Raw genomic sequence first — 16,999 nt, 5'->3', positions numbered from 1 at the left:
TCTGTATTTCAACACCTTGCCGGGTCAGAAGGGACATGCATTTCGATGACCTATGATGAAGGGAAGCAATTAGGCAACTACCAGCTCCTCAAGCTGCTGGGACAGGGCGGATTTGCCGATGTTTACCTGGGAGAACATATTTATTTAAAGACATCGGCTGCGATCAAAGTGTTACGCATGCAGTTGAGCGCGGAATCTTTCGCTCCCTTTCTCGCGGAAGCGCGTACAATTGCTCGTTTGCGCCATCCCCATATTGTGATGGTCCATGATTTTGGTATCGAGCAGGAGATCCCTTTTCTGGTGATGAGCTATGCGCCCTATGGCTCCCTGCGCCGCTTGCATCCTATCGGCAGCAGTGTTCCTCTGGATCTGGTTACACTCTATGTCAAGCAGATGGCCCAGGCCCTCCACTATGCCCATGAGCAGATGATTATCCATCGCGATGTCAAGCCTGAGAATATGTTGGTGGATGAGCAGAAGGCGTTGGTATTGAGCGATTTTGGTATCGCTGTGACCTTACAGGGAATGCCCAGCAATCCAGGCGTAGCGACGGCCCATCTTTCAGAAACTGTGGGCACTACGACCTATATGGCCCCTGAATTATTTACCAGCGAGGCGAGTTTTGCTTGCGATCAATATTCACTGGCAATTGCAGCCTATGAATGGCTGTCCGGCACGCCGCCTTTTGTTGGCTCAGACATGGAAATCGCTCTTCAGCATGTCCATATCTCGCCACCTTCATTGTGTGATAAAGTGCTGGAGGTGCCGCTGGAACTGGAAGCAGTCATCATGCGTGCCCTGAGCAAGAATCCGCAAGATCGCTACTCTTCAATGCAGGATTTTGCTGTGGCCTTTGAGCATGCCGCGCAGCGTGATCGCGTGCACATCGATAGCACGCCGGTCCCGCCTCACCTGTCGGCTCTGGCTCTGAGTTCCTTGCCTCCCGCATCCACATCCGATAAGACAGAGGTTGTTGTATCTCCTGTACAGAGCATGTCGGTACAAGATCTCTCCCTCTCAGGGAAGCAACCACAATTATTGCGTTTTGGTAAGCCCGGCCTCACCCCACAGGCCAATAGCAGTAAGCTGCTGACATCGCAGCCCTCAGATACTGTGAGCAGACATCTGGAAGTGTCGCTGCCTCCAAACTCCTTGAAATTGCCCGCCGCACAATCCAATAGCGGCACCCGGCGTTTCCTGGATTACGCCTCTTCGCCTGGACTTCAGCCTCTCTCGGATGCCGTCGTTAAGGATGATCAGACGGCAGGGACACCGGCTCTGACTGCAAAGGCTACGGTTGTCTTGACCGATTTGAAGCAGAAGTGGACAGAGCATGGCGTTCCCGCTGTGAAACATCTCTGGATGAACAAGGCTGTACCAGCGGTAAAAAAGGTCTTTTCGATTCCTTTGCTCTCGCCCAACCAGCAGGAACTTCTGCCTCCGCTGTTGCCATCCAGCAGTCAGCGCCTGGCAATGCGCCCATTGCCTCCGTCGCGTAACCTGTTGCTCGCAACACAATCTGTACGAGCTGCCCCGCCGCCTATACAAGCGCCCAATACTTTGCTTGCGCGTCGACGTATTGTAATTGGAGGATTAGCGAGCGTGCTGGTAGCTGGCGTGGTGGGAGGAAGCGCTATTGCGGCTATTGAAGGGAAATTTCAGCCCGTGCCAGCTGTTCCTACACCTATCCCTGTCCGGCCGCATCACAAAAGCGCGCCACCGACCGCGACAGTCGTCCCGTCAACTCCTACCCCGGTGTCGCAGAATCCTACGGTACTGAATGCGACCCGCCCCTCTGTTGTCTCCGGGCTTGCTGGTCAATTGGATATCTTTGTGCGGGGCACGGATGGTGGACTCTGGCAGCGTCACTATGATGGAACCTGGCATGCCTGGACGTTAGCGCTCAATGGATTAGCATTCGATCCGGTCGTGACAAGCTGGGGCGCGGGCCGCCTGGATGCTTTTGCGCGTGGAGCGGATAATACGCTTCAGCATGCCTGGTATGATGGTTCGTGGCATGCCTGGGAATCGCTGGGGGGCACATTGACTACTGATCCCTCAGTTGTGGCCTGGGGGCCTGGCCGTTTGGATGTCTTTGCGCGCAGTACTGATAATGCCTTATGGCATAAAGCCTTTGATGGCTCATGGCACGATTGGGATCGTCTGGATGGTGTGTTGCTGTCAAGCCCATCCGCGGCGAGCTGGGGCGTGAACCGGCTGGATGTCTTTGTGCGTGGTACCGATAGCGCCTTATGGCATCGAGGTTATGATGGTTCGTGGCACAACTGGGAATCGCTCGGCGGTTCCTTTGAATCCGATCCAGCAGCTGTCTCTGTCGGCCTCAATCATCTGGATGTCTTTGTGCGCGGCGTCGGCAACGTCCTTCAGCGTATCAATTATGATGGAACCTGGCACGCCTGGGAGACCCTGGGAGGTGTCATGACCTCAAGCCCTGCTGCCACCGTCTGGGAACCTGGTCGTATTGATGTCTTCTCGCGTACCATCAATAATCTTCTTCAACAAACCTACTATCAAGCTGGAAGCTGGCAAGCCTGGGCTCCGCTAAACTGACATTTTAGTTATGAACAAACAAACCTGTTTATCTGTGAGTCGGACATCCTGGTCTGCGTTACAGTTCATTTGCTTTTCAAGCGGGATTGCAAAGGGCGGCGAGCCCTTTGCCGGGGTTTGGGGTGTCCCCAAATACCCCGATCAAGCCACTGCTTCTTCCTCGTTTGGTTGTGCCAGAGCACTGACCCACTGGTAGTTCCCTTCAATCTCCTTACCATTGGCAAGTGTGACGGCCAGATAGAGCCAGTTGGTGGCGTTACCAATAGTCAGGTAATCCCGATTGACTAATCCTGTGGCGGCGTTACTCATGCTCTCATACAGAATCTCGTCGGTCATCAGATCATAGAGATGTTTGGCAACCTGGGTTGTCTCCCCAACCGGGACCAGGAAACCGTTCGCATTATCCTGGATCTGTAGTGGAATACCCCCGGTACGATACGCGACCACGGGCTTACCCTTCAGTAGTGCCTCGGTCACTTTAATCTCAAAGCCCTCTTTAATGGAAAGCTGGAGCACTACCCGACTCTTGCGTAACAGGGTATCCAGAATTTGATCTCGATGTGGCAGGCGGACAACCTTAATATCATCCGCGAAGGCAGCGTATGGCTTGGTTTGCAGCATACGTTTGATCAGACTAAAGATTGGCACGCCATCGGGATCATCGATAGAACTATTGCCAGCTATCACCAGTTGTGGCATTGGCTGTTGCTTCTCCGCCAGTATCTCGCGCAACTGACGATAGGCATCGAGCACATCTGGAATACCCTTGGAAGGATCAAAGCGCGCGATTTGCGCGATATATGGTCGCCTAGCGTCCAGCGGCTTCTGTCCATCCTCGATCAGGAGTTGATCAAGCAACTTCAGATATGTCTCCATTTGCTGCTCCGTCAGCGGCTTATTCAAGCCGTCCAGCGCATCAGTCGTGGCGGGCATATAGAGTATCTTATTGGTTGGTATGTTATTTGGAACAAACATCTTCATCGGATGACTGATAAAGAGGTCCGCCTGCTGGATGAAATCCCACAGGAAGTTCCAGGTAGTGGCCTGTGGTGTGCCCTCACACGTCGCCAGTTCCGCCTCAATTTGAATATGTGAACGATAAAGCACGCTGGCTGCTGGATTGATCTGTCGAATATGCGGAATCAAGCCTGCGGGCTGTGGATCATCGACCACGATTACATCCGCTTGCTGGAATACTGGCGCCAGCACGTTTGCATTCTCCTGCGTCCACTCTCGATAGAGTTGTTTATCTTCCTCATTTAATTCAACAGAAGGGGCGGCCACATTTTGCAGGACATTATGGATCTTGGATTTGGTGACATCGAAGACCTCTTTGCATGGGAGCAGAATGTGCCAGTGGGCGTCCACGCCTAGCAGCCGTAGCAGGCGGATCAATGCATGACGCATTAGAGCGACACCACCGCCCTGGGGGGTTGCGTTGATAAAGACCAGCCGCTTGCCAGAGAACTTCTGGGCAAACTGCTCCAGTAACTCAAATTGATCAGGCATGACCGTCGCGCGATAATCTTCCAGCGATACCAACTCGCTGACGACCACCTCGCGCTCAGGCGTGAGGGGCACATTGACCAGATTATCTTGATCAAAGCGTCTCTGGATCGTTTTGACCCGTTCCTCTGGGGAAACATAGTCGCCTGTATTTTTCGGGGTCCAGTAGGGGACAATATCTCCCAATAACCAGAGTTTGGAAGGCAACTCTGGCGTAAAATCTCCCTCGCGCAAGGAAGCGGCGATAAACTGTAAATTATGTTCGTTCGTCGCCTGTTTTAGCCAGGTGATAACCGCCTCATCGGGAGCAGTATCGTGCAATGCTTTATGATAAGTAACCACGGTATTGTCCACTGACTCTGCTATCTGTAAATTGCCATCCTGTATTTGCACACTTACATAAGTGGGGCGTGGAAGCGCCAATTGTGTAATGAGATTATTTTGTTGGGTTTTTTCTTGTATCATATCCGTATTTTCTGCCGTATTTTCTAAAGTAACACTGACAGGCAGGCTTTCACAAGGATTTCCCCATGTAGCAAAATGTGTCAATGTAACATACTCCTCTGTGCAGCCAATGCCCTGGTCAGGCACTTTGTGTGAATATTTTGTTTCATCCAACCGGGCATGCTATGGAAAACCTGCATCTATCAGAATAATTATTAGACACCTGTTATAACAATGTATGCCCACTATATTATTTCAATATTTGAAGGTAACACTGCCCACCTTCAAATCAATGGTACGTGTGGCATGTTCCATACGCCTGGGAGTGATGTTGCTGGTCTGGTTCAAATGGTTTACTTTTCACTTCACATTTGAATGTAGCCAGTGTAAATAGTATGCCCCTATTATACCTGTGATTAAATAATAATTCTGCTAATAATCTCACAGGAAAATCACATCCATGTATATGGGCTTAGCTACTTTGCTCTCCGTAAGATGCTATTGAGTTTTTTGTAAATAAGAGAAGAGCAATAATTTATAAAAGTATCTATATATACGAGTGATCTATCCTCTCTATCGGGTATGGGTCGTTAACCTATTCTGGCAGATGTTTTGCCAGGGGCCGCCAGGGGAAGGCGGCCCGACGCGCTGGATAAGCCTACGCTTTTCTAATTTTGAAGTTTTTATGGAGGATGATACGCTGTTCGGAGATGAAGATGCCGAGAATAATCAACAGGACTCCAAACCATTGGCTGTAGGCGATAGGTTCTCTCAGGATCAGCGCGGAACTGGTAATCACGATTGGCAACTCAATGGAGCCTAGAATTGAAGCCATAGCTGGCCCCACGGTTGGAATACCTCGGGCATAGAGGTAGGGCGGAATGATGATGCCAAAGAGGGCCAGTGGGATGGTATAGAGCCAGAGTTCGTGGCTGAGTGAGCCGTTACTGATGAATTGCGGCGGGAATACCAGCAGGGTGATGATGGTTCCTCCTGTGATGAGCAGGGTACTGCGCAGGATCGGTGAGACGGTTGGTTCAATACGTCCATTGACGGTCAGGTTGGCGGTATAGCTGGCCGCAGCCAGTAAACCCAGTATGATTCCTGGCAGGCTGAGATGCCGGGTGCTCAGGGCCTCATTGCCAGCCGCTAGAACGGTACCAAGCAATACAACGACGATGGCTATCCATTGGTTGCGCGTTGGTCGATGGCGATAGAGTATCCAATCCAGCAAAAAGCCCATCCAGACGAATTGGAAGAGCAGCACAACACCGAGCGACGCGGAGACGCTTTGGAGTGCGAGATAATAAAAGATACCTGTGGTGCCGGTAAAGATGCCACAGAGAAGCAAGGTACCGATGCGGCGGGCGGATAAACTGCGTAGTTCTTTGAATGAACGGCTACTCAGGAGCCATAAACAGAGACAGCCAAACAGGATCTGGCTACCAGTGATGTCTGCGGTTGAAAAGCCGTGGCTATAGCTGAGTTTGACGATGGTGGATAAGATGCCGAATGAGGCTGCACCCAGTAGCACCTGGATGCTGGCTGTTAGCTTCTTCAATGGAGTTTCCTCTTGTAACTTCTTCTGACTACCCGTACATAATACGTGCCTTCGGTGCTGCGAAGGACAGGCCTGGCTCTGCTCATAACAAAAAAATACTCCTGTTTCAGCGAGCGCTGAAATGGTGTCTGTTAGCATGAGCCGATACTGCCGGTTCCACAAAACCCGTATTTGTTACACGAAGCAAGTGTAGAAGTATGAAGAGCGTGGTATGTCTGCTTCTTTGCTCAGTAATTGAAACGCTTTCTTCTTGATCAGCATGATCAGTGTGGTGACATGTAACACCGCTGACCATATGACCGCGAGCAAGCCAGGAAGTCTCGAAAGCGTTGCGTTGTTATTTGTAGAATAGTGATCCAGCCAGAGTAAATGTCTCTATTCCGCTCGATAGCTGGATCGCCATCTCAAGGCTATCCGGTCGATGATTATACCATCAGCCATTACCCCCGTCAACATTTGGATCACGCCATGCAGGGCTATTTAATTCTCATGTGCAGAGCAGGACGCGAGGTCCAATGTATGTGGGAGAGCGCGAAGAGCCAACGTAGCGGCTCCCATAGATGATTTTTTACAAATGAAAATGGGACAAATCAGCAGTCTGAAAAAAGATAGCATGATCGCTTATTTTAAGGTTCTAACTGTTTCCTTTGCTTAGCTGGTATGCAGGCGTACCACCAGTAATGGTAGATGCGTGACACCCAGGAGATGCTCGGAAACGTGCTGCCCGAACCAGTAGGAGAGCCCATGATCTTTGTGCGTGACGACCGCAATGGCATGATAGGCCGCTTGCTCTGCTTCCATATTTACTTGCTTCTCTTCAGCCGTCTTCACGATAGCGGCCGCAATATTGTCATCAACAATGACTGATGATGTGATGTCCAATGGTATGGAAAGCGCCAGCTTGTGCTGAATGTCTTCTTTTACTCGCCCAAGATAGGCTTGAGCCTCCCTGACAGCTTGCTCCGTCGCTGCGCTCTCATTTTGTCCTTGCTGCCTCTGCTTGAGCTTGCTGGGACGGACGATATGTAGCAAGTGGAGCTTGCCGGGATTAGGGGCTGAGAGGGCCGCGCTCAATTGTGCAGCCGGGAGTAGGGCTGATTCAGAACTACTCGATCCATCCAATGCTGCCAGCATGCTGAATGGATGGTGTTGATCTACCTGCTTGAGAATCTCAACCGAGTAGTCATTGCGCAGGACCAGGACTGGTGAGGCGCTATGGCGAATGAGATTTTGTCCCAGGCCGCCTTTGAGAAAGCGCCATAGGCCGGTATCTGCCTGACTACTGAGCACGATCAGGCTGTCCTGTTGTAGTTTTGCGAAGTCGAGTAGCGCCTGATTTAAGGGTCCATTGAGAATATGGGTCGTGACCTTGAGTCCCTTGAGGATAGCTGCATGCGCTATCGTATGCATGTAATTCTCGGCATCCTGCAATTCAATGGTATACGACTCATTCATCGCCATCGCAGCGGCTGAGGTGGCAATGCCGTAATCGGTGAGTGGAAGTAGGATATGCACCAGCGACACTTCTGCTTGATTGATATGTGCGATACGTGCCGCAATCGGTAGCGCTTGCTCAGCATTGGATGACTCGTCTAATGGTACAAGTATATATTTGAACATGACTGTTGTCCTTTCTGCCTCATTTTATTCTAATTGTTCTGATGAGAGCATACGTTTTTGTGCTCTCATCCCCATCACTGGAACTCATAGACGCATCACAACTCGATCACAAATAACCGTTTCAGGCATGGACCGTACCACTACTCTAGGACATGTGATCAACGAGAGAAGAGGAGGAGCTGGCAGAGGAAGAGAATGGCAAAGATATACACCAGGGGATGAACCTCTCTCCAGTGGCCCGTGACAAGCTTGGGGATAGGATAAAAGATGAAGCCGAGCGCGATGCCGTCGGCGATGCTTGAGGATAGCGGCATGATCAGGATTGTGATAAAGGCTGGAAATGCTTCGTCAAAATGCTCCCAATGAATATGCTGGATTTGTCCGATCATCAGGGAACCGACGATAATCAGGGCCGGACCTGTGATCGCGGCGACGGCTGAAAGCGCACTGATCAGCGGGCTGAAGAAGGCTGTCAGGATAAAGAGAATGGCGACTACCAGTGCTGTGATCCCTGTGCGTCCGCCTACTGCTACACCTGCTGCCGATTCAACATACGCGGAAGTGGGGCTGGTCCCAAAGATCGAGCCAACCAATGTGGCGATCGAATCAGCCAGGAAGGCCCGCTCGGCGCGTGGCAGCTTGCCATCGACCATCAAGCCCGCCTGCCGAGATACTCCCAGGACCGTGCCTGTCGTGTCAAAAATCGTTACCAGTACAAACGAAAAAATGGCCCCATATAAGCCATAATGAAGCGTATCGGCAATAGCCGTGACAGGATTATAGGCTAGCAAACCTTCGGGCAAACGCGGTAATGCCGCAATACCAGTGAACGTTAACTGTCCCGTAATTAAAGTGATCAGGGTAATAAAGACAATCCCGATGAAGATCGCTCCCGGCACCTGAAGTGACATCAGGATGACTGTAAAGATCAATCCAGCCAGCGCCAGTAATACCTGCGGCGCATGGAGATTCCCCAGCGCCACCAGATTCGTGGGATCGGCCCTGACAATTCCTGTCATGCGCAGGCCGATAAATGCGATAAAAAGACCAATACCCGCTGTAATCGCATATTTTAAATTCTCAGGGATGGCATTGATCAGATGTGTGCGTAGGGGTGTCAGCGAGAGCAGGACAAAAATGATGGCTGCCAGAAATACAGCCGAAAACGCCACGTGATAATTGATCCCATGATGGCTGCTTGCCACCGAATAGGCAAAGTAGGCATTCAGGCCCATGCCCGGCGCGATAGCGATTGGATAATTCGCATAGAGGGCCATCAAGAGCGTGCCCACTACCGTCGCGATAATCGTCGCCGTAAATGCCTGCTGAAATGGCACTCCTGCACCCCCCAGCACCACAGGATTTACCACCGAGATATATGCCATCGTCACAAAGGTCGTCAGGCCAGCCAGCACCTCGCGCCGTAGCGAGATCGTCACCAATTTATCATGGAGCATACAAGCAATCCTTATCCGATCCGCGCATCCCTACCTGATCATTGGTCCACACAGCCCCCATAATCCATACAACCGGGCAGCCTGATTGTATGTCAGGCTTTCGCGCCGATGCAAGGACAAGTATTTTGACTCCAGCTACTTCAGATCATGCCTCCAGACTACTCAAAAGCTCCTCTAGCGCCCACCTTCGCCTCAATCCCCACATAGTCAATACCAAACAACAAGAATAGATGGGGAAAAACGAGGTGTATTCGTACCCCCGCAACGGCGCCAGGGGGCGGGAAAGAGCGTTGGGAAGCGATGTAGGTGCGTGCCGAGGTCGCAACCGAGGTGCGCTTTCCCGTCCATCGTACGACATGCTCACCCGTAGGCTCATCCGCCATGTCTGCGGGCATCACAGAGCGTTGGGGCGGAGATGGTGGGTATCTCCTGACGATTGATGCCGTCTGTAGCAACGCTTCAGGGCAGGACCGCTGAGATAAAGCCGTGCACGTAGCAGGGATCCTGGGTGAGGATGAAGGAGATGCGGCCATTGGTTGGCGTGTAGGTTTTGGTATTTCCGGTCATGGTAGTGACGGTCACGGGCCAGGGTGTCACGAAGGTTACCTGTCGCGCAGCGAGGGGTGTCCACATGACATGCAGGTCATTGTTGAATAGTTCATCATAGATATCCGGCGGGTTGGAATGATTGGTGGTGAAGATATGTCCATTTAATTGTTGAGCCAGTACTGCATAGGCCACATAGGCGGGCTTAGGCGTATAGTAGTTACTGCTGTCAGGCAGGTTCAGCAGGCCAAAGTTGCTCTCGGTATCGGTTGTACTACTGCCATCATTGACCAGATCATACCAGAAAAATTTACGCACTCCTGCACTACGTGCTAAGAGCACGCTGCGTACCAGATAGTCGGCCTGCTGGCGCTCAGTAACATGTTTACAGCAGGTCGGCCAGCCCAATTCACTGAGCCAGATCGGTTTAGGCTGCCCATGATTGTAGCGCTTGATCAGCGTCTCCAGGCTTGCCATCTGCTGATCGAGCGGGCCTGACTCGGGTGGACTGGTTTGTTGTTGCGTATAAGGATGATCTGAGATCACGTCGGCATAGCGCAATGCGCCGTTCTGAAACAAGCGCTCAAACCAGTCCAGGGCGCTTTCAGAGGCCGCGCCAGCTACAATCGTGACATCCGGGCGTACAGACTTGACCGCTTGATAGGTATATTGCAGCAGTTGCACATAGCAGGCAGGATTTTTTGCACAGGGCCCATTTGAAAAGTGATCGTTATATTCATTATAGACTTCCAGCGCTTTGATTGCCGATCCATAGTGTTGTAGTACAGCTCTGGCGTAATTGGCGAACGCTTTATAGCCGCTCGTATCGTAGGGGGTCATACCATTGTCGTACAGTGAATTCGTATAGTCTAGAGTGATCAGAGGCGTAATCCCATTTTGTTGCATGCTAGCTATCCAGGGATCATAGAGACTAAAAGTATAGTGCCCCTGCATGCTCGGTTCGACAATAGACCAGCGAATATCTCCACGCACAGCACGCATGCCACCAGCAAGGATTAAGGGTGCTAGATGGCTATCATTATATTCGAGATGACTTTCGACACCGAAAGGGGATTGAGTGTTGCCGCTGACAGGCGGGACGATACCAAAGGGGATGTGTTGATTGGCAATATTCAGTATGTAATAGCCATCGCTTTGTAGAGGAAGTACCAATTGAATAGTTCCATTGATACTGTGGGTTACTCCCGTCAATACAGTCGTATCATCTAAATTGGTAATGATAAAGTTCAACGTACCAGAGGCGGGAGCCTGAAGCGTAAAGGTGGGAAGGTTTGTATCCTGGAAGATGGTACTGGGAATAGTGGAGAGTCCAGTCGCGTGAATGTGAGCTTGCCAGGGTGAGATACAGATATTTGTCAGTACGAGTAGTGGACAGCAGATAAATATATGGAGCAATAGCAAGCTCGGTTTGTTATACATAATGTTTATCCTTTCATAGTATGGTTTTGAGACAATTTGTTGTTTCTGTCCAGTTTGCTATATCTTAAAACAAAAATGTTGAAATACTGAAATAGAAGTACTTTTGTGAGCAGCTGCTGGAAGGAACGCATTCTTTGTGGTATGCATACTGCGTATTTTCCTCTTCTATGAAGAAGGTGCTGTGCCAGTAAATGTGATATGGTGATACTGTATTTCCACTTTGTATATGTGAGATAGCCTGGAGGGAGAATTTTGTGTGATGCGTGATGTGATTGTTGAGACGAGTTCTGGCGCACTGAGGGGCAAGCAGCAGCGGGGAGTATCCTGCTGGAAAGGGATACCGTTTGCGCAGCCTCCGCTGGGAGCACTGCGCTGGCGTGCTCCGCAGAGACTTCAACCGTGGACAGGGATACGGGATGCGACCAGATTTGGTTCTGCTTCAGCCCAGCCAGATAGCATAGTGGATCTATTTAACAGCCCATCATCTACGCCGTTAGCTGGTGAGGATTGTCTCTATCTCAATATCTGGTCACCTGCTGCTGATCAGGCGCGGCGGCCTGTCCTGGTCTGGTTGCACGGTGGTGCCTTTGTCTCTGGCTCTGGCGCTGAACCATGGACTGATGGTAGTTCGTTTGCTCGCAATGGGGATATCGTGGTCGTGACACTCAATTATCGCCTGGGTGCCCTCGGCTTCTTATATCTTGATGGGCTGACAGCTTCTCTGGATGAAGCTGTTAGTAATCGCGGCCTGCTCGATCAGATTGCCGCCCTGGAATGGATTCAGGAGAATATTGCGGCTTTCGGGGGAGATCCTGAATGTATCACGCTGGCGGGCGAGTCGGCTGGCGCGATGAGTATCGGTAGCTTGCTGGCGGTGCCGCGTGCTCATGGATTATTTCATCGTGCGATTTTAGAGAGTGGTGCCTGTCGTAATGTACTTACCAGACACGCTGCCATGCGTATCGCCCAGACCTTTCTCGCTCAGCTCGGATTGGATGCGGCCCGGTTTGCGTCCCTCGAAACCATCGAAATTGCGCGCATACTCGCCGCCCAGCAGCAATGCGGGAGCGGTATCCACAATTTCAGCCCCGTCATTGATGGCACCCTGCTGACCGCTCCCCCGCTTGAACTGATTGCCACTGGCTCGGCTTCAGACATCCCTCTTCTCATTGGCACCAACCGTGATGAGGCCAGGATGTTCACATTGACCAGTCAGGACCATGTTGTGGTTAACCAGAAGGCTCTACAACAGTTATTTGGCGCGCAAGCCTCACAGGTCCTGGAAATCTATCGTCAGGCACGAGCAGATGGCTCCGCCCCGCAGGCCTGGATCGATATCCTCACCGACCGCGCCTTCCGTATTCCCGCCATCCGTCTCGCCGAACAGCAGCTCAAGCATAATCCTCATGTCTGGATGTATCGTTTTGACTGGCCGACCCCCGCCTTTGGTGGGCGTTTGGGAGCCTGCCACGCCCTTGAAATCCCTTTTGCCTGGAACACCCTTGACAGTGATCTCGCCCAACTCTTTACCGACGAAGCCCCCAACCGCCAGGAGCTGGGAGATATCATGCATGCTGCCTGGATTTCCTTCATCCGCACTGGCAATCCCAACCTTGATCCCAGGCGTGCCGGACTGCCAGACTGGCCCTGTTATAACCTCGAGCAGCGCCCCACCATGCTCTTCAATCAAGCCAGCCAACTCGCGCACGATCCCCAATCAGCCGAGCGCCAGTGCTGGCCTGCTATTTCCTGATGCATCTTTTGTTCATCATTGGCCCTGACGGCACAGGATCGCAATGTATTTATATGTATCAATTAGCGCTGACTCTCTGTTGGGCGCTCTGCCAGAGTTTGATGACGAGGTAGGCACCACAGATGCCGATGAGGTCGCTGAGCAGATCCGTCTGGTTGATAGGTAGGGGAAGGCGTACTTTGTGGATGAGCTCTTCTCCCAGGATCATGCAGAGCATGCTGGCGCTGTAGCTCAAGGGACGGTTGCGGAGCGATGGAAATGACTGGAAGATCAGCAGGCCGAGGATGCAGAAGAGGGCGGCATGGCCGATTTTGTGCTCGGTGGTGGTGGCAAAGATACTGTAGAAGAGGTTGCCGAAATTGGACCAGACGGCACTGAGCCAGTAAAAAGGGATCAGAATCAGGGTCAAGGCGAGCAGGCACGGCCACCAGGGACGGGATTGCTGCCCCTGTTCGATCAGCATCCCGGTCAGCGCTTCACTAAATAGCGAGGGCCATAGCGCAAGTACACCGCGTATCCCACTATTTTGATAAGCATCCCGACAGCATTCTTCAAATACTTGTAGCGTCTGTTCGCCATATTCGCTTCTGAATTCTTCCGGTCCCAGTGCAAGCAGCCAGCGATAGCAGTGGCATGAAAGGATGATAATCCACGGTGAGCGCATCCTGAAGCTCCTTCAAGCGTTGGTGATATCAAGCGACAGGCCATGGAACAGGGATTTTGTGCGGACTACTGAGAGCGTGGCGGAGAGGCGCGCGGCCTCGGCGCGAGCCACTTGTTGTCCAAACGCAGTGAGACGATAATAGCGCCTTCGCTCATCATCCTCTCTGGGATCGGGACGCTCTTCGGATTCGGTGATCAAGCCGTCGGCGAGCATATGTTTAATTGAACGATAGAGTGTTGTGGGCCCAATGCGTAGCTTGCCCTGGCTTTGCTGCTTAATCTCTTGCATAATGCTATAGCCATGCTGCTCACTATCCGCCAGTGCCAGCAAGATATGAAATACTGCCGGTGTCAGGGGCAGCAGGGCATCCGGGTTCCGTTCGTCTGTCGCCATGCATCACGACCTTTCTTCTGTGCTCGCTTCCTCGATCTGAGGAGGTGTTTTATGCTGTTGCGTTATTGATGAAGCGGTTTCGGGGCATGCTTCATCTGGTGTTTACTCGTTTGCTGAATGGTTTTTTGTTGTCCAGTTGCGCCTGGTTGCCTGGTAATCACCATAGCTGTCACTGCTGGTTGCTTTGTAACCGCTGTGGCGGTCACATGGGGCTTGATGGGTAGTTCCTGACCAGTTTTATGGGTAAGCGTGCTGATCAGAAAGATAAGGAGAACGAGCACCAGGACCGTTACTCCGATGATCCAGAGGGATTTCGGAATGTTGCGTAGCTGTGACATTCCCAGACTGGTCGATTTTCTCTGGCTGACAGGCATGATCTGGACCGATGGTTGCTGGCTGGTCGTAAGATTGAGTAAGTTGGGAATTGGCACAGGCGGAGCGTCGACGCGGTACGCATGATAAAAAGCGTTTGAGAGCGCACGTGCCGTATGAAAGCGCCGCATGGGATCTTTTTCAATCGTCTGAAGGATGACTCGTTCCACATCGGGTACAATATCTTTGTTGAAGTTAGTTGGTCGGGGCGGCGCATCCCGCAGATGCTTCATCACGATGTTCACCGGATTTGTGCCTTTAAACGGCACAGTTCCCGTGACCATCTGATAGAGCAAAATTCCCAGCGCATAGATATCGCTAGCGGGTGTAGCGGCGTTTTCCACCAACTCTGGAGCCATATACTCAGGTGTACCAATTAAAAATCCTGAGCGCGTCAGGCTATATTCATCCTCAATACTTTTGACCAGGCCAAAGTCGGTTAGATAGGCGTAATGCCCATCGCGTAGCAGGACATTGGAGGCTTTGATATCCCGATGCAGTATGCCGTGTTCATGGGCGAATTGCAGGGCACCTGCTATCTGTTCCAGAACATGCCCCGCCTCCTCCATCGGCATCGGGCCTTCCTGGATGCGGCGTGTTAATGTGCCATATTCGATATAAGGCATTACCAGATACGACCATTGATCATAATCTCCGAAGTCAAGCGATGGCAGAATATGAGGATGGTGCAGATTGCCCATTGCCCGTGCCTCACGACGGAAGCGTTCATAATATTCACCCGCGCTTCTGCGTACCACTTTCATCGCCACAATCTGGCCGTTGTGCTGGTCACGGGCCAGATAGACCTCAGACATTCCTCCCCTGGCGAGACCTCGTTCAATATAGTAATGATCGACTGTCATATGTATGAGCTCTTGCATGAGCATAATTTACTCCTCGTGTTCCGCGTGAACGTGTTTAAGGTAGAGAATAGGTATAAAGAGTATACGTATATTGCGGAATTCTGGTATCTGAACAATGGCTGTCAAGCTTTTTTTCTATCGCCGTTTGGGTTTTGTTTAGATATGTCTGTATTGCGAATACATGTATAGATTAGATCCAGCCTGTTTCAATGGAGATCAACGCTGGTGTAAACAAGTACCTCTATCATAAACCGTAGGGAACTTGAACTGCAAGGAAATAGGATAGTCGTTCCGGAACTTCTCAGCAGATCTTTTCTCTCTATCCAGAGCAAGGGATATTGTGGAGATTATGAAAATTTGTGATAAAATTTGCGCATATCATTGTGAGAATTGCACACCTTTATACGTATATATGTATGGAAACAAGCGAACTACCATCCACTTGAGTTTTATAGGTGGAAGGAATCTGCATTGAATATGCGTATAATGTCATGGATGCATCACGTTCGCATTTTGCGGCGATGTATAGATATTCCAGGGTAATATGTATCTTTTTCTCATACACATCAGCGTTTGCTGTATTTATCACAATTTATTTCGCATGCTCTTTGGAAGCAAAGAAAGGAACCTACCTCAATGAGAAGGTCCGGAAAATTGAGCTTGCTCGTCTCGCTCTTTGTTTTGTGTGGTGTTCTGCTTACTGCCTGTGGTGGCGGCTCTACGACCGGTACTACAAGCGGTGGCTCATCATCTACTCCCGCTGGCAAGACCGTCACTCTGGTCACTGACATCGGTGGCATCAATGATCAAAGTTTCAACCAGTCGGCGTATACTGGCTATCAAAAAGCCATGAGCCAGTATAACTTCAAACGTTCGGTGATTGAAACCCAGTCCGAGAGCGATTATGTGAGCAATCTGACCCGTGCGGCTCAGAGTTCTGATATGGTTGTTGGCGTAGGTTTCCTGATGGCTTCGGCCATGGATCAGGTTGCTCGTGCATATCCCACCAAATATTTTGCCCTGGTAGACTCCTGCCCGACCGATCCTAAAGATACCAACAAGTGTGATAACCTGAGTAATGTAGCCCCTTTATCCTATAAAGAGCAGCAGGCAGGCTGTCTGGCTGGCGTCGTTGCTGGTAAAATGGAGTCATTAGGAAAAGCCAGGGTCTCCAAATTACAGGGGAACAATACCATCAGTGCCGTTGGTGGCATGGAAATTCCCGCGGTCGTGCACTACATCGCTGGTTACCAGTATTGTGCCAGGCAGGTAGATCCTTCGGTCTCAGTCAAAATCAACTACTCGAACAATTTCCAGGATACCGCTAAATGTCAGGACATTGCCAACAACCAGATTACCCAGTCGAAGTCTGACTTCGTCTTCCAGGTAGCCGGTGGTTGTGGCGTTGGTGCTTTGCAGGCCGCTCAAGCCAAAGGCGTCTATAGTATCGGTGTTGATAGCGATCAGGCTCATGTAAACAGCAGCGTGGTCACCAGCGCCGTCAAGCGCGTCGACACCTCGGTCTATGACATCATCAAAGCTTTGCAGGGAGGCAAATTCACCGCCAAGCCTCCTGTCTTCGATCTCTCGAACGATGGTGTTGGTCTCGGTTCCTTCAGCAGTGCCGTACCCGCAGAGGTACAGCCTGTAGTTAATGAATACGTCAAAAAGATCAAAGATGGTTCCTTGAACATCCCTGAAACTGTACAGTAGCAGGTTGCTTCTAAACACCGTGAAGCTGGCTGGTGGATTGCTACATCCCATCGCATCGCATCTGAGATGGTGGAGCAGTTCCTGACAGCCCTTCAC

General features: G+C 51.1%; 12 protein-coding genes. 4 read left to right on the top strand and 8 right to left on the bottom strand.

Going from position 1 to position 16,999, the window contains the following annotated elements; translation table 11 throughout:
- The first annotated feature begins 45 nt into the window (after positions 1 to 45).
- Positions 46 to 2,571, top strand: a complete 2,526-nt coding sequence (locus F1593_RS16065; protein ID WP_172632163.1) for a DUF8189 domain-containing protein — start codon at positions 46 to 48, stop codon at positions 2,569 to 2,571.
- A 141-nt stretch (positions 2,572 to 2,712) separates the two neighbouring features.
- Here the strand turns inward: F1593_RS16065 and F1593_RS16060 are convergent, their stop codons facing one another.
- From F1593_RS16060 to F1593_RS16045, 4 genes are all read right to left on the bottom strand, one after another.
- Entirely contained in the window at positions 2,713 to 4,542 is a 1,830-nt protein-coding gene (locus tag F1593_RS16060; RefSeq protein ID WP_149402578.1) for a glycosyltransferase, read from the bottom strand.
- A gap of 637 nt (positions 4,543 to 5,179) precedes the next feature.
- Complete coding sequence (locus tag F1593_RS16055; protein ID WP_149402577.1) at positions 5,180 to 6,082, bottom strand: DMT family transporter; 903 nt, start codon at positions 6,080 to 6,082, stop codon at positions 5,180 to 5,182.
- Positions 6,083 to 6,733: 651 nt separating this feature from the next.
- Complete coding sequence (locus tag F1593_RS16050; protein ID WP_149402576.1) at positions 6,734 to 7,702, bottom strand: universal stress protein; 969 nt, start codon at positions 7,700 to 7,702, stop codon at positions 6,734 to 6,736.
- A gap of 158 nt (positions 7,703 to 7,860) precedes the next feature.
- On the bottom strand, positions 7,861 to 9,159 hold the full coding sequence (locus F1593_RS16045) for an NCS2 family permease (protein ID WP_149402575.1): 1,299 nt from the start codon (positions 9,157 to 9,159) through the stop codon (positions 7,861 to 7,863).
- Positions 9,160 to 9,465: 306 nt separating this feature from the next.
- Here F1593_RS16045 and F1593_RS28380 point away from each other — a divergent pair, with 306 nt between their 5' ends.
- Entirely contained in the window at positions 9,466 to 9,636 is a 171-nt protein-coding gene (locus F1593_RS28380; protein ID WP_172632162.1) for a hypothetical protein, read from the top strand.
- Here the strand turns inward: F1593_RS28380 and F1593_RS16040 are convergent.
- Positions 9,619 to 11,145, bottom strand: coding sequence for a glycosyl hydrolase (locus tag F1593_RS16040; protein WP_149402574.1), 1,527 nt, complete (start codon positions 11,143 to 11,145; stop codon positions 9,619 to 9,621). The two genes, F1593_RS28380 and F1593_RS16040, sit on opposite strands and share 18 nt — an antisense overlap.
- A gap of 259 nt (positions 11,146 to 11,404) precedes the next feature.
- Here F1593_RS16040 and F1593_RS16035 point away from each other — a divergent pair, with 259 nt between their 5' ends.
- Positions 11,405 to 12,898 carry a carboxylesterase/lipase family protein gene (locus F1593_RS16035; RefSeq protein ID WP_149402573.1) on the top strand — a complete coding sequence of 498 codons (1,494 nt, stop codon included), beginning with the start codon at positions 11,405 to 11,407 and terminating at the stop codon, positions 12,896 to 12,898.
- A gap of 58 nt (positions 12,899 to 12,956) precedes the next feature.
- Here the strand turns inward: F1593_RS16035 and F1593_RS16030 are convergent, their stop codons facing one another.
- The 3 genes from F1593_RS16030 to F1593_RS16020 all read right to left on the bottom strand — a co-directional run bounded on the left by F1593_RS16030 (position 12,957) and on the right by F1593_RS16020 (position 15,208).
- On the bottom strand, positions 12,957 to 13,562 hold the full coding sequence (locus tag F1593_RS16030) for a hypothetical protein (protein WP_149402572.1): 606 nt from the start codon (positions 13,560 to 13,562) through the stop codon (positions 12,957 to 12,959).
- Between the two features lie 12 nt (positions 13,563 to 13,574).
- Positions 13,575 to 13,955, bottom strand: a complete 381-nt coding sequence (locus F1593_RS16025) for a PadR family transcriptional regulator (RefSeq protein ID WP_149402571.1) — start codon at positions 13,953 to 13,955, stop codon at positions 13,575 to 13,577.
- Positions 13,956 to 14,017: 62 nt separating this feature from the next.
- Entirely contained in the window at positions 14,018 to 15,208 is a 1,191-nt protein-coding gene (locus tag F1593_RS16020) for a serine/threonine protein kinase (protein ID WP_172632161.1), read from the bottom strand.
- A 618-nt stretch (positions 15,209 to 15,826) separates the two neighbouring features.
- Between F1593_RS16020 and F1593_RS16015 the strand changes: the two genes are divergently transcribed.
- A complete protein-coding gene (locus F1593_RS16015; protein WP_149402569.1) occupies positions 15,827 to 16,903 on the top strand; it encodes a BMP family lipoprotein in 1,077 nt (358 codons plus the stop codon).
- Positions 16,904 to 16,999: the final 96 nt, after the last annotated feature.

It is taken from the genome of Dictyobacter arantiisoli (assembly GCF_008326305.1).
Taxonomy (GTDB): domain Bacteria; phylum Chloroflexota; class Ktedonobacteria; order Ktedonobacterales; family Ktedonobacteraceae; genus Dictyobacter; species Dictyobacter arantiisoli.
This window is presented reverse-complemented; position numbering and strand designations above follow the sequence as displayed.

Bases quoted from the DNA above. Each gene is read 5' to 3' on its own strand.
- F1593_RS16050 (WP_149402576.1), bottom strand. From the start codon at position 7,702: ATGTTCAAATATATACTTGTACCATTAGACGAGTCATCCAATGCTGAG.
- F1593_RS16030 (WP_149402572.1), bottom strand. From the start codon at position 13,562: ATGCGCTCACCGTGGATTATCATCCTTTCATGCCACTGCTATCGCTGG.
- F1593_RS16035 (WP_149402573.1), top strand. From the start codon at position 11,405: ATGCGTGATGTGATTGTTGAGACGAGTTCTGGCGCACTGAGGGGCAAG.
- F1593_RS16020 (WP_172632161.1), bottom strand. From the start codon at position 15,208: ATGCAAGAGCTCATACATATGACAGTCGATCATTACTATATTGAACGA.
- F1593_RS16025 (WP_149402571.1), bottom strand. From the start codon at position 13,955: ATGGCGACAGACGAACGGAACCCGGATGCCCTGCTGCCCCTGACACCG.
- F1593_RS16015 (WP_149402569.1), top strand. From the start codon at position 15,827: ATGAGAAGGTCCGGAAAATTGAGCTTGCTCGTCTCGCTCTTTGTTTTG.
- F1593_RS16045 (WP_149402575.1), bottom strand. From the start codon at position 9,159: ATGCTCCATGATAAATTGGTGACGATCTCGCTACGGCGCGAGGTGCTG.
- F1593_RS16060 (WP_149402578.1), bottom strand. From the start codon at position 4,542: ATGATACAAGAAAAAACCCAACAAAATAATCTCATTACACAATTGGCG.
- F1593_RS16040 (WP_149402574.1), bottom strand. From the start codon at position 11,145: ATGTATAACAAACCGAGCTTGCTATTGCTCCATATATTTATCTGCTGT.
- F1593_RS16065 (WP_172632163.1), top strand. From the start codon at position 46: ATGACCTATGATGAAGGGAAGCAATTAGGCAACTACCAGCTCCTCAAG.